The sequence below is a fragment of the Streptomyces sp. NPDC041970 genome (genome assembly GCF_055588985.1).
This window is the reverse complement of record NZ_JBVJCD010000088.1, coordinates 1-10049: the sequence shown is the minus strand read 5'-3', so window position 1 is coordinate 10049 and position 10049 is coordinate 1. Positions and strand designations below refer to the sequence as shown.

Sequence of the window (10049 nt, the reverse complement as noted above, 5' to 3'; positions counted from 1 at the left end):
TTTCAAGACAACACACGCGCTCCCCCCCCCCCATCCCGTCCTTTACGTCTCCACCCCCAGTGGTGTGGGGGGCCCACCGGGGGGGCCCCCCCCCCCCCCCCCCGCAGCCGGCGCGGTCGGCTCGGCCGGACCTGCGGCCGAGCCGGCGGTCGCGCCGGTGGTGCTGCCCGGAACGGACGCGGCGAGCGCCGACCGGGAGTCGTGGGGGAGCGCGGGCCCGGCCGGGGCGGCGGGGAGCGGGCGGCTCAGGAGGGCCGCCGGGGCGCGCGGGCCCGGCCCGCTCATCTGTCCACCCGCACGGCGGCCCCGGTGAGCTGGTCGGACAACTGGCGGATGTCCGCGTCGACCATGATCCGGGCCAGCTCCCGCGCCTTCACCTCGGGCTTCCAGCCCAGCAGCTCCTCGGCCTTGGACGCGTCACCGATCAACGCGTCGACCTCGCTGGGGCGTTCGTACTTCGGGTCGTAGCGCACATGCTCGCGCCAGTCGAGGCCCGCGTGCTCGAAGGCGAACTCCAGGAAGTCCCGGACGCCGACCCCCTCGCCGGTGGCCACCACGTAGTCGTCGGGGGCGTCGCACTGGAGCATCCGCCACATGGCGTCCACGTACTCCGGGGCGTACCCCCAGTCCCGTACGGCGTCCAGGTTGCCCAGGTGCAGCCGGTCCTGGAGCCCGGCCTTGATCCGGGCGACGCCGCGGGTGATCTTCCGGGTCACGAAGGTCTCGCCCCGGCGCGGGGACTCGTGGTTGAACAGGATCCCGTTCACCGCGTACATGCCGTACGCCTCGCGGTAGTTGACCGTCGCCCAGTACGCGTACACCTTCGCCACGCTGTACGGGCTGCGCGGGTGGAAGGGGGTGTGCTCGTTCTGCGGGGGCGGGCTGGCGCCGAACATCTCGGAGGACGAGGCCTGGTAGATCCGGGTCTGGACGCCGCTGGCCCGCACCGCCTCCAGCAGCCGGACGGTGCCGAGCCCCGTGACGTCGCCGGTGTACAGCGGGGCGTCGAAGGAGACCCGGACATGCGACTGCGCACCCAGGTTGTAGACCTCGTCGGGCTGGATGTCGCGCAGCAGGTTCACCAGCGCCACCCCGTCGGACAGGTCCGCGTGGTGCAGGACGAACGAGCGCTCCGGCTCCTCGGGGCCCTGGTAGATGTGGTCGATCCGCTCGGTGTTGAAGCTCGACGACCGGCGTATGAGCCCGTGGACCGTATAGCCCTTGCCGAGCAGCAACTCCGCCAGATACGAACCGTCCTGTCCGGTCACTCCGGTGATGAGCGCGGTCTTCGCCACGATTCCCCCCTTCTCGGCGCTCGCCGCGATGGCGAACGGTTCACCGACATGTCGCCTTGCGGCCCTTCCGCGGCATGACGTCACCGCCGTGCCCCCCTGCTGGCACAATCCGAGCCATGACGACCCGACTCCCGTCCCCCTCCGGGGAATCCGACCGCCCGCTCCTGCGCCCCGGCTCCCGCGTGTTCGTCGCGGGCCACCGCGGCCTGGTCGGCTCGGCGGTGGCCCGCCGCCTCGCCGAGGAGGGCCACGAGGTGCTCAGCCGCGGCCGCGACCTCCTGGACCTGCGCGACGCCGCGCGGACCGAGGCGTACCTGCGGGAGGCCCGCCCGGACGCCGTCGTGCTGGCCGCCGCCAAGGTCGGCGGGATCATGGCCAACAGCACGTACCCGGTGCAGTTCCTGGAGGACAACCTGCGCATCCAGCTCAGCGTGATCGCCGGAGCGCACGCGGCCGGGGTGCGGCGACTGCTGTTCCTCGGCTCGTCCTGTATCTACCCTCGTCTCGCGCCCCAGCCCATCCGCGAGGACGCGCTGCTCACCGGGGAGTTGGAGCCCACCAACGAGGCGTACGCCCTGGCCAAGATCACCGGCATCGTCCAGATCCAGTCCTACCGGCGGCAGTACGGCGCCTCCTACATCAGCGCCATGCCCACCAATCTCTACGGGCCCGGCGACAACTTCGACCTGGAGACCTCGCACGTGCTGCCCGCCCTGATCCGCCGCTTCCACGAGGCGCGCCGCGACGGGGCGCCCGAGGTGACCCTGTGGGGATCCGGCAGCCCGCGCCGCGAGTTCCTCCACGTCGACGACCTCGCCGCCGCCTGCGTACGCCTGCTGGAGGCCTACGACGGGGAGGCGCCCGTCAACATCGGCTGCGGCGAGGACCTGACCATCCGCGAACTCGCTGCGACGGTAGCAGAGGTGACGGGTTATCAAGGTCGTATCAGGTGGGACGTCTCGAAACCCGACGGGACCCCCCGCAAACTGCTCGACGTGACCCGCCTCGCCGGCCTCGGCTTCACGCCGCGCGTCCCGCTGCGCGAGGGCATCGCCACCACCTACGCCTGGTGGCTCGGACAACTCCCCACCCCGGCCTGACCCGCCGCCGTCCGCACGGCGGCGCACCCGGACTCCTCGTCGCATCGTTCCGCCCTCAGTAGGCGCCGCGGCCGTCGGCGACGGCGCGCACCGTACGGGCGAGGAGTCCCACGTCCATGGCCACCGACCAGTTGTCGACGTACCAGAGGTCCAGCGACACCGCCTCCTGCCAGGACAGGTCCGAGCGCCCGCTCACCTGCCACAGGCCCGTCAGACCCGGCTTGACGGCGAGCCGGCGCGCTTCCCTCTCGTCGTAGCGGGAGGCCTCCTCGGGGAGCGGGGGGCGCGGGCCCACCAGGGACATGTGGCCCAGCAACACGTTGAACAACTGGGGCAGTTCGTCGACCGACGTCCTGCGCAGGGTCCGGCCGATCGGCGTCACGCGGGGATCGCTCCGGATCTTGAAGAGCGGGCCGTCGCTCTCGTTGGCCGCGGCGAGCCGCGCCTTGCGGTGCTCCGCGTCCGCCACCATCGTGCGGAACTTCCACAGGGTGAACGGCCGGTTGTGCCGGCCCTGGCGGATCTGCCGGTGGAAGGCCGGGCCCCGCGAGGAGAGCCGGACGCCCAGCGCCACCGCCAGGAGCAGCGGGGCCAGGAGCAGCAGCCCGAACAGCGCGCCCACCCGGTCCAGCACGGCCTTGGCCGCGGCCTGGGGGCCATGGCGCAGCGGCGGCGCGACGTGCAGCACGGTGAGCCCGGCGACGGTCGCGGGCCGGACCCGCTCCACCGCCACCCCGGACAGCTCCGAGAGCACGCACAGCGCCACGCCCCCGTCGTGCAGCCCCCAGCCGAGCCGCCGCAGCCGGTCACCGGTGAGCCGGGGGCCGGGGGCCACCAGCACCAGGTCCGCCGCGTGCGCGCCGACCGCGGCGAGGACCGTCGCCACGTCGTCGTCGGCGGGGCGCGGCGCCAGCCGCCCCGCCACGTGGACGCCGTCGTGCGCCGGTGCGGGGGACCCGACCGGGACCGCGGCGACCAGTTGGTACGAGTGGTCCGTACGGGAGTTGAGCAGCGCCGCCGTCCGGTCCACGCCGGCCGCCTCGCCCACCAGCAGCACCCGGCGGGCGGCCCGGTCGCCCCGTGCGGCGCGCGGCCACCGGCGCAGGCCCGCCACCGCGCCGGAGACCAGCGGCCCCGGCGCGAGGGCCGCGAGCGCGGCGGCCGGGTCCACCGGGCCGCCCGCCGCCGTGTGCAGCAGCGCCAGCACGCCGACGAGCAGCAGCCAGTCGCCGCCCGCGTCGCGCGCGCCGCCCGGTGCGCCCCGAGGGGGAGCGGCGTAACGCCCGCGCGCCGCGCGCAGCCCCGCCCAGACCAGGGCGGACACCGCGGTGACGGCCGCCGGGCGGGGCTGGCCGCCCGCCCACAGCAGCAGCCAGGCGGGCCCGGCCAGCCCGAGCAGGTCGGTCAGCGCGGTGAGGAGGGGGCCCCGCCGGTCCGGAGGCCGGCCGACCGGCTCGCGCTGGGCGGTCGGGCCCCTCCACAGTTGCTCCAGGGCCGCCGTACGATGCCGGGACGCGGCGGTGCGGGGGCGCGGCGCGCCCCGGAGCCCCGCCGGTCCGGATATGTCGGTTTCCGGTATCTTGACACGCCCCATGGACCCCCCAGTCACAGTCGCACCCCCGCAGACGGCGTGCGTCCGCCGATCCCGTGGAACGGCGGATGCGGCCCTGCCCGGTGCACGATATCCACACACGTGGCATTTCGCTGGAGTTCTCGTGAAGTTCAGACGGCTCGGTCCAGACGCCCACGATCCACCGGAAGTGTGCGAAGTCGCCTCGCCCGTATGGCTGCTGAGGATATGACGTATCCGCCGGGCGGTGTACCGCGCACCGCGTCAGCGCACGCCGTCGGGCCGGAACTGCACGCTGATGCGCGGTCCGACCGCACGGGCGGTCTTGGGGATCGCGTGCTCCCAGGTGCGCTGGCAACTGCCGCCCATCACGATCAGGTCGCCGTGGCCGAGGGGGCGGCGCACGGGGGCCGGCCCCGGACGGCGCGGCCGGAGCGCCAGGTGCCGGGGCGCGCCCAGGGAGACGATCGCCACCATGGTGTCCTGCGTGCCGCCCCGGCCGACGGTGTCGCCGTGCCAGGCGACCCCGTCCCGGCCGTCCCGGTAGAAGCACAGCCCCGCCGTCGTGAACGGCTCGCCCAGCTCGGCGGCGTAATGCCCGCTGAGCCGGGCGCGGGCGGCGTCGAGGGCGGGGTGCGGCAGGGGGTCGCGGCGGCCGTGGAAGGCCAGCAGCCGGGGGACGTCCACCACGCGCTCGTACATGACCCGCTGCTCGGCCCGCCAGTCCACCTCGCGCACCAGCGTCTCGAACAGCGCGTCCGCCCCCGAGAGCCACTGCGGAAGCACGTCGATCCAGGCCCCGTGGCCCAGCTCGGTGCGCCGCAGCCCGCTCAGCGGCCGGGTGTCGATCTCGGTCTCCTGGTCGAAAAGCGAGGTTTGGAGGTGTACGCCCATGGGATGAGCCTAACGCTATTCGAGCATGTGTGCGATTAGCGGGGGTGCCGCTCCCGGAGCGGGGGCGTGAGGGGTGGGGCCACGCGCCGCGGGGCGGGGCGGCGGCGGCCCGGCCGGGCCGGGTCGCCGCGTGCGACCCGGCCGGCTCCACCGGCCCTGCCGGGAGCGAACCGCTGCGGCCGGTCACGCCCGCCCGGCCGCCTACTGGCCCTGCCGACCGCGCGTCAGGTTCTCCTCCGCGAAGGCCACCGCGTCGGCCAGGGCCTTGGTGGCGGCGGGGAGGCGGCCGGCGAAGAAGTGCCAGACGTGCGCCATGCCGGGGGCCACGTCCAGGCGGGTGGCCACGGCGCTCTCCGCCAGCTGGGACGCCAGCCGGACGGCGTCGCTCAGCATGACCTCCCGCTCCCCGATCTGGATGAGCACGGGCGGCAGCCCGCGGGTGTCGGCGAAGACGGGGGACGCCAGCGGGTGGCCGGGCTCGGTTCCGGCGAGGAAGGACTCGGCCGCCATGTCCAGCCCGGCGCGGTTGACGGAGGGGTCGATGCCGTCCCGCGTGGTCATCGAGGCTCCCGTGTGCTCCAGGTTGGCCCAGGGGGAGAAGGCGATCGACGCGGCCGGCATCGGCAGCCCCCGGTCCCGCGCGGCGACCAGGACGCTGACCGCCATCGCGCCGCCGGCCGAGTCGCCCGCCACCACGATGTCCGCGGCGTCCACCCCCTGGTCCAGCAGCCACTGGTACGCGGCCACCCCGTCGTCGATCGCGGCCGGGAAGGGGGCCTCGGGGGCGAGCCGGTAGTCCGGCACCAGGGCCTTCGCCCGCAGATCCCGCGCGAACGCGCCGACCAGCCCGTGGTACCCCCTGGGGCTTCCCACCAGGTAGGCGCCCCCGTGCAGGTAGAGCAGGACCCGGCCCGGCACCACGTCCTGCGGGGTGACCCACTGCGCGGCCACGCCCGCGGCGTCCACGTCCTCGAAGGCCACGCCCTCGGGGGCGGGGAAGTTCTCCTGCAGGAACCCCACGTAGTCCTCCCGGAACGCGACCAGGGAGCCCGTGGCCTCCAGCTCCTCGAAGACGAGACCGGTGCGCGCGCCCCACTCCTGGTAGAACCGCTCCACGACCTGCTCCACGCCGGTGACGGACATGCTGTGCTCCTCACGCTTGATGGCGACCGTTTTCGGCCACGCGGAGCACCGTAAAAGACTCACATCAATGTGAAGGTCAAGTCGGCCCGGCTCACGCCTCCACGCCCTGCTTCCTGAGGTAGCCGCGGATGGCGTCCCGGTTCTCCTCGAGGCAGGCGATCCGGCGCTCCATCGCCTCCAGTTCGGCCACCAGGGCGCTCAGGAGATCCGGGTTGGTGAGCGTGTCGCCGGGCCCGTCGGGGCACGGCAGGACGTCGCGGATGACCCTGGTGGGCAGGCCGGAGGCGAGCAGGTCCCGAATCCGCAGCACCTTGCGCACGGACCGCTCGGGGTAGTCGCGGTAACCGTTGGGCCGCCGTTCCGGATGGAGCAGGTCCTGCTCCTCGTAGTACCGCAGCAGACGGGGCGCCACGCCCGTGCGCCGCGACAGCTCGCCGATCCTCATGCCTGTACCGCTCCTCCGCGTCCGGGGGCGCCTCCACGACCCGCTACGAGACCGCAAGCCTAGTTCCGGCCGTCCCGCCCTCACCACGAGCCCCGTGCGGACCGTCCTCCTCCGTCAACCGGAGGAGGACGGGGAGACGAGGCGGCCGTCCCGCAGGACGTGACGGACGCGGCCGGTCGCCGTGATGTCCTGGAAGGGGTCGCCCTCGACGGCGACGAGGTCCGCTCGCGCGCCGGGCGCGACGACCCCCAGGTCCGGGCGTTCGAGCAGGGCGGCCGCGGTGCTGGTCGCGGAGCGCAGGGCGCGCAGGGGGGAGAGGCCGTGGGCGACGAGGGTGGGGAACTCCCGCCAGCTCTCGGCGTGGGGGAACAGCCCGGCGTCGGTTCCGAAGGCCACGGTGACACCGGTCCGGGCGGGCCGCCGCAGTCCTTCGCGCAGCCGCTCGGCATGGGCGCGGTACGTGCGGCGCGTCGAGGCGGTGGTGCTGCCCCAGAAGGAGTCGTCGTCGAGCCGGTCGAGGAAGTAGGTCTGTGCGTACTGGGCGGGCACCAGGTAGGTCCCCGCCTCCTCCATGACCTGGTACGTGCTGGTGGTGGCGAAGCAGCCGTGCTCCACGCTGCGGACTCCGGCGGTGACGGCCCGCCGCACGGCCCGGTCGCTCAGGGCGTGGGCGGCGCAGGGCAGCCCCAGGTCGTCCGCGGTCGCCACGATGGTCCGCATCTCCGCCTGCGCGTAGGAGGTGCTGCCGGGCCGGTCGACCGCGGAGGTGAACCCGCCGCCGGCCGTGAACGCGATCCAGTCCGCTCCGGCTCTGACCTGGTCCCGCACCGCGCGGCGCAGCTCGTCCTCCCCCTGGGCGAGGGTCCCGATCGGGCGCCCGTAGCGCTGCGCGAGGTCGGGGTCCTTGTCCTCGTGCCCGCCGGGCGAGGACAGGGTGTTCGGCGCCGCGACGACGCGGGGCCCTTCGACCAGCCCGTCCTCCACGGCCCGGCGCAGCGAGGTGTTGAGGGGCAGGTGGGCGCTGCCCAGGTCCCGCACCGTGGTGAAGCCCCGGCGCAGGAGCGTGCGCAGGGCGGGGACGGCGGTGAGGGTCTGGTAGGCCGCCGACTCCTTCTCGGCCGCTCGGTCCAGGAGGTGGACGTGGCAGTCGATGAAGCCGGGCATGAGGGTGCAGCCGGGCATGTCCACGGTGTCCGCCCGGTCGCCGGCGGTGAGGCCGGGGCCCGTCTCCACGATCCGGCCGTCCCGCACGAGGACGCGCCCTCCGCCGACGGGGCCGTCGGCGACCCCGTCCCAGACGCGGTCGGGCCGGAGCAGGAGGTCCCGCCCGCGTGGTGTGTGCATGGTTCCTCCGGGGGTCCGGCGGGGGTGGACGCGGTCAGCGGGCGCAGCCCCGTACGGGGGTGGCGGTCACGGCACGGCGAGCGGGTGGTACCGGGGGTCGTCCCACACGTCGCCCGGTCCGGGGTTGCCCGGAGTCGGCCGGGCCCCGAGCTGGCGCAGCACGCCCCAGGCCGCGTTGAGTCCCGAGCCCAGGGCGTGGTCGAGCCATCCCGGAGACCACGAGGTGTCGTCGCCGGCCAGGAACAGGGCGTTGGGAGGCTCGCCCGGCACGGCCGGCGAGCCGGTGAAGTCCTTCATGAAATGCGAGAAGAGGTCGTGCTGGTAGGCGTGGTCGCCCGGCCAGGACAACCGGCAGAGCCCCTTGAAGTTCTTCCTGTTCTCCCAGGACACCGTGACGGCCCGGTCCGCGGCCGCGTGGGCGTACAGTGCCGGCGCCGCCTCGGGGTGGATGTCGGCGAGGTCGCGGACGAACAGGGCGACCCGTTCGTCCAGGTCGCACGGGGCTATCTTCATCGCGTCCTGCGCCCAGGTGAAGCTGAGGTCCAGTACGGCCCGCCGGCCGCCGGGGCCGTGGGCGGGGCCGTAGTCCACGGTGTACGCGGCACGCGGCAGCCGGTCGGTGACGGTGACGCCGTCCAGCGACGTGCCCTCCCAGAACGGCTGCTCGCTGACGAGCGCGGTCTTGGCGGACTGGAAGTAGTGCAGCCGGCGTACGGCCCGCCACAGCCGCGGCCCCAGGACGGGGACCTCCGCGTCGGTGGAGCACAGCCGCACCCCGGTCTCCAGCAACCGCAGTTGCGGGGTGAAGACGGCCGCGGCGAAGCGTTCGCCGCGGCCGGCCTCGTCGTGCACCACCACGCCCCCGGCGGCGGTCGGCGCGACGTCGAGCCTGCGCACGGCGGGCCGCGGGGCGCCGTCGTTCAGGGCCTCCAGGCTGCGCCGGGGGCCCTGGGCGGTGTCGGCGCGGTGGGTCCAGAACCCCTCGGCGAGGCGGCTGATGCCCTGCGGGGCGTACATCTGGGTGCCGCCCTCGGTGCACAGCAGCAGGCGCAGGATCTCCACGACGCTGATGTCGAAGAAGGAGTCCCACGCCGCGGGCCCCACCCCGGCGGTGCCCAGGACGCGGGCCTGTCCGTGGGAGAGGCCCACGCCTTCGGGGGAGCGCAGGAACCGGTAGAACGACCACGGCTCGAAGCGCGCGACCACGCCGCGCCAGCGGCGGCGCACAGCGGTCAGGTCGCGGGCGGCGACGTCCCGCTGGAGCTGGAAGAAGCCGATCCGGGCGAGCGCCTCCTGCCAGCGGGTGTGCGCGGTCGCGAAACCGGGGTGGAGGGGGTAGAGGTCGGTGATGCTCCGGGCGGGGTACTGCCGACCGTCCACGTCCAGGACCGTCACCGGAGTGGTCTCGGGCGCGTAGTTCTCACGGAAGGGCGCGAGCCGGACTCCGAAGGTCCGCGCGTACTGGTTCAGCAGGGCGGCGGAGTCGGGGAAGCGCATACAGCCCAGTTCGACGACGGCGCTGTCCGCCTCGTCCAGGCGCCGGCTGTCCATGCGCCCGCCCAGGCGGCGCCCTCCGGGTCCGTCCGCGCTCAGCTCGGCCTCGTACAGGACGGGATGGCATCCCGCCCTCATCAGTTCGTAGGCGGCCGCCAAGCCGCTGCCGCCGGCCCCGATGACGGCGACCCGCGCGCCCTGCGCGGACGCGGGGAGCCGTCCGGCGCGCCGGTCGCCGGCGACGAAGGCGGCGTAGTCGAAGGGGAAGTCGACCTGAAGGTCCGTGGCCGGGGGAGTCTTCTCGCTCATCGGGGTCTCCGGGGGAGGGAAGCGGGTGGGGCCCATGTGTGGACGGGGGTCTCGTGCTCCGCCAGCCGGGCGTAGCGCTCGGTCAGCTCGCCCAGCACGGAGGGGCGGCGGGCCGGGGCGGCGTCGTCCTGGCGGCCCGCTCCGGCAGGCGGGTCGGGCCGGCCGAGCAGGGCGTCCAGCGTCTGCCGCTGCCACCACGCTCCCGTCCGGCCCGTCGCCACGCGCCGGTCCAGCAGGTGCAGGAGCGTGTCCGCCTCGTCGGCGGCCACCCCGGCCAGCCGCAGGCCGGCTCGGGCCCGCGGCAGGAGCTGCCGGATCAGGGCGGCCGCCTGGTGCGGGCGCCCGGCCGCGGGGGGGCGGGGAGGGGCACACAAATCGCAACCTCGGACGCTTCGGGGGGCTCCGCGGAAGGTCTCCTTTTTGCGTGGGAACAACAAACAACACCCCACACAGTG

The 10049-nt window shown here is 74.5% G+C and carries 9 protein-coding genes; 1 reads left to right on the top strand and 8 read right to left on the bottom strand.

The genetic code is table 11. The features are described from left to right. Positions 1-281: 281 nt before the first annotated feature. Positions 282-1295, bottom strand: coding sequence for a GDP-mannose 4,6-dehydratase (gmd, locus tag ACZ6EJ_RS26640; RefSeq protein ID WP_469270657.1), 1014 nt, complete (start codon positions 1293-1295; stop codon positions 282-284). Between the two features lie 116 nt (positions 1296-1411). Here gmd and ACZ6EJ_RS26635 point away from each other — a divergent pair, with 116 nt between their 5' ends. After that, positions 1412-2395 carry a GDP-L-fucose synthase family protein gene (locus ACZ6EJ_RS26635; protein ID WP_469270655.1) on the top strand — a complete coding sequence of 328 codons (984 nt, stop codon included), beginning with the start codon at positions 1412-1414 and terminating at the stop codon, positions 2393-2395. 55 nt (positions 2396-2450) lie between these two features. Here ACZ6EJ_RS26635 and ACZ6EJ_RS26630 read toward each other — a convergent pair whose 3' ends face one another. The 7 genes from ACZ6EJ_RS26630 to ACZ6EJ_RS26600 all read right to left on the bottom strand — a co-directional run bounded on the left by ACZ6EJ_RS26630 (position 2451) and on the right by ACZ6EJ_RS26600 (position 9968). Next, positions 2451-3989: an exopolysaccharide biosynthesis polyprenyl glycosylphosphotransferase gene (locus ACZ6EJ_RS26630; RefSeq protein ID WP_469270653.1), complete on the bottom strand. Its 1539-nt coding sequence runs from the start codon at positions 3987-3989 to the stop codon at positions 2451-2453. Between the two features lie 240 nt (positions 3990-4229). Beyond that, complete coding sequence (locus ACZ6EJ_RS26625; protein WP_469270651.1) at positions 4230-4859, bottom strand: alpha-ketoglutarate-dependent dioxygenase AlkB; 630 nt, start codon at positions 4857-4859, stop codon at positions 4230-4232. 201 nt (positions 4860-5060) lie between these two features. Next, positions 5061-6002: an alpha/beta hydrolase gene (locus ACZ6EJ_RS26620; RefSeq protein WP_469270650.1), complete on the bottom strand. Its 942-nt coding sequence runs from the start codon at positions 6000-6002 to the stop codon at positions 5061-5063. A gap of 91 nt (positions 6003-6093) precedes the next feature. Then, positions 6094-6447 carry a MerR family transcriptional regulator gene (locus ACZ6EJ_RS26615; protein ID WP_469270648.1) on the bottom strand — a complete coding sequence of 118 codons (354 nt, stop codon included), beginning with the start codon at positions 6445-6447 and terminating at the stop codon, positions 6094-6096. Between the two features lie 114 nt (positions 6448-6561). Further along, on the bottom strand, positions 6562-7791 hold the full coding sequence (locus tag ACZ6EJ_RS26610) for a metal-dependent hydrolase family protein (RefSeq protein ID WP_469270646.1): 1230 nt from the start codon (positions 7789-7791) through the stop codon (positions 6562-6564). Between the two features lie 66 nt (positions 7792-7857). Next, positions 7858-9594, bottom strand: a complete 1737-nt coding sequence (locus ACZ6EJ_RS26605) for a flavin monoamine oxidase family protein (protein WP_469270645.1) — start codon at positions 9592-9594, stop codon at positions 7858-7860. Further along, positions 9591-9968 carry a hypothetical protein gene (locus ACZ6EJ_RS26600; protein ID WP_469270643.1) on the bottom strand — a complete coding sequence of 126 codons (378 nt, stop codon included), beginning with the start codon at positions 9966-9968 and terminating at the stop codon, positions 9591-9593. Before ACZ6EJ_RS26600 ends, ACZ6EJ_RS26605 begins: the two co-directional genes overlap by 4 nt. Positions 9969-10049: the final 81 nt, after the last annotated feature.

Bases quoted from the DNA above. Each gene is read 5' to 3' on its own strand.
- ACZ6EJ_RS26630 (WP_469270653.1), bottom strand. From the start codon at position 3,989: ATGGGGCGTGTCAAGATACCGGAAACCGACATATCCGGACCGGCGGGG.
- ACZ6EJ_RS26620 (WP_469270650.1), bottom strand. From the start codon at position 6,002: ATGTCCGTCACCGGCGTGGAGCAGGTCGTGGAGCGGTTCTACCAGGAG.
- ACZ6EJ_RS26605 (WP_469270645.1), bottom strand. From the start codon at position 9,594: ATGAGCGAGAAGACTCCCCCGGCCACGGACCTTCAGGTCGACTTCCCC.
- ACZ6EJ_RS26625 (WP_469270651.1), bottom strand. From the start codon at position 4,859: ATGGGCGTACACCTCCAAACCTCGCTTTTCGACCAGGAGACCGAGATC.
- ACZ6EJ_RS26615 (WP_469270648.1), bottom strand. From the start codon at position 6,447: ATGAGGATCGGCGAGCTGTCGCGGCGCACGGGCGTGGCGCCCCGTCTG.
- ACZ6EJ_RS26635 (WP_469270655.1), top strand. From the start codon at position 1,412: ATGACGACCCGACTCCCGTCCCCCTCCGGGGAATCCGACCGCCCGCTC.
- ACZ6EJ_RS26610 (WP_469270646.1), bottom strand. From the start codon at position 7,791: ATGCACACACCACGCGGGCGGGACCTCCTGCTCCGGCCCGACCGCGTC.